At 70.5% G+C, this 1,614-nt stretch carries 2 protein-coding genes; both read right to left on the reverse strand.

Annotated elements, in window-relative coordinates; genetic code table 11:
* Positions 1-1,146 (reverse strand): transposase (locus tag ACOVRJ_RS06950; protein WP_422043157.1); only part of this gene is annotated, 1,146 nt, incomplete at its 3' end.
* A gap of 22 nt (positions 1,147-1,168) precedes the next feature.
* Positions 1,169-1,477, reverse strand: coding sequence for a hypothetical protein (locus tag ACOVRJ_RS06955; protein WP_422043158.1), 309 nt, complete (start codon positions 1,475-1,477; stop codon positions 1,169-1,171).
* Positions 1,478-1,614 lie beyond the last annotated feature (137 nt).

The following is a 1,614-nucleotide window of genomic DNA, read 5'->3' on the forward strand; positions in this document are numbered from 1 at the left end:
CAGGCGTTGCATGAACTCCTGCGGCGGCATGACGATGTGGGTCGTGCCGTCGCGATACGGGCTCTTCAGTCGCAACACGACTTGCCCCTTGCCATTGCGGCTCAAGCGTTCGTTGGCGAGCGCGGGGCGGGTGATGTAGCGGCACAGCCGTTCGAGTGGCTTGCGCTGATCCGCCCCACAGCGCACCGCGGCGTGCAGGCTGAAGCCGTGCGCATCGGCGCACAGCACTTTCCTGGGCTTGTCGTCCCGGCCAGCCACCGTGCGCAGGCTGAGCACCTTCTGGCCGGCGCGCGGCCCCAAGGCGATGCGGTAAGTGCATGAGGCCGCCTGCAGTGACGCCAACGAATTCTCCGTATCCGTCTCCGCCAGCCAGGTCATGCCCTGCTCTTCGACCAGATAACCTCGACGCGTCAGCAGCTTCATCAGCCGTGCGACGATCTGCTCGAGCAGGCCCTTGAGCTCATCGTCGGTGGGGGCGCGCGCCTCCTGGAAGAGGGGTTCACCCTCGGTGCGCCGGTACACGCCATCGAGCACCAGGCAGTGCAGATGGACATTGAGATTCGCCGCCGAGCCGAATCGCTGAACGAGCGTGACCGCGCCTGCGTCGGCGGCGGTGCGCTTCAGTCCCGCCTGGCCGAGCAGAAACCCCGTGATGACCCGGTGCACGATGCCCAGCACCGGTGTGAGCAACTCCGGGTGCGCCGCCAGCAGGATGCGCAGCGGGATCGGAAACGACAGCACCCACTGCCTGACCGGCACCCGCGGCATGACGCGATCCACCAGCACCGCCGCCGTCTCGGCCATGCGACGTGCCCCGCACGAGGGGCAGAACCCCCGTCGCTTGCACGAGAACGCCACCAGCTTCTCCTGTGCGCACTCGGCACAGCGCACACGCAGGAAGCCGTGGGCCAGGATGCCGCATTCCAGGTACGCCTCGAACTCGTCCTTGACGAACTGCGGCAGGCCCGAGCCTGTTTGCGCCTCGACCTGGGCGAGGAAGGTCTCGAGCTCTTCCTGCACCACCCGGTAGAGCGTGGTGTCCTCCGGCCGGTGCCGCTGGTAGGCGAAGCGTGCGCCCGCCGAGGCGGGCCGCGGGGGCGGCGGATGGAGGGGGCCAGCAGAGCGCAGGCGGGGTGTGCGGGCCACGGGGCGAACGGCGCAGCAGTGATCACGGATCGCAGCACACCTCGGGCGCGGCGAGTCCGGCAAGCTCCGGCACCCTTCCGCGGGCTTCGCTCGGCGACTGGCACGCGCCAGCACCACGACCTGGCCGTGCGCAGCCGCACCACCCTGCGCGAGCGCACGCCGCTGGCGGCACCCGCGCCCGGGCGGGCACGGACTTGCCGCCGCCGGTGGGCATCAGCACCAGCGCGTCGCCGCCGCCGGCCACGCGGTCGATCACCTCGCGCTGAAAGCCGCGAAAGCGGTCGTAGCCGAAAACGGACTTCAGGAGGTGCTGCGGGTCGCGCGGCTGCATGGCGCAAGGGTAGCAACGCGACGCAACGGCGCCGCCGCGGCCCGTAACCCGCACCGCGCCGGGCGCCGGGCGACTACGATGGCGCCGTCGCTTCCGCCCGCCGCCTGCCAATGAGCCTCTCCCCGCACACCCAAGAC

The organism is Roseateles sp., assembly GCF_049240545.1.
Classification (GTDB): Bacteria; Pseudomonadota; Gammaproteobacteria; order Burkholderiales; family Burkholderiaceae_C; genus Paucibacter_A.